This window comes from Alicyclobacillus suci, from assembly GCF_017329615.1.
In the GTDB taxonomy this organism is placed as follows: Bacteria; Bacillota; Bacilli; order Alicyclobacillales; family Alicyclobacillaceae; genus Alicyclobacillus; species Alicyclobacillus suci.
The window spans coordinates 1-280 of the sequence record NZ_JAFMTW010000212.1 but is presented as its reverse complement, the minus strand read 5'-3'; the positions used below and the strand labels follow the sequence as shown (position 1 = coordinate 280).

Annotated in this window: 1 protein-coding gene; it reads right to left on the bottom strand. The window is 57.5% G+C overall.

Annotated elements, in window-relative coordinates; genetic code table 11:
- The coding region (locus J3482_RS20450; protein ID WP_268884602.1) for a reverse transcriptase domain-containing protein at nucleotides 1-280 on the bottom strand (280 nt) is incomplete at both ends.

Genomic DNA, 280 nt, shown 5'->3' with positions numbered 1-280 from the left:
GAGCGTTGCATCCTCATCCGCGAGAAAGCTGTAACCAAGGAACTTCAGTCTCCAAGGGCGGTCCACAGCACTCTTCTCCTGGTTGACCTTCAGTTTCAACGTCTCCTCCAGGTATCGGGTCAGCGACGCCATGACGCGTTCTCCTGCTCGCTTCGACCTCACATATACGTTGCAGTCGTCCGCGTATCGGGCAAAACGGTGCCCGCGTCGCTCCAGTTCCTTGTCGAAGTCGTCGAGCATGATGTTCGCCAAAAGCGGGCTCAGTGGACCTCCTTGTGGC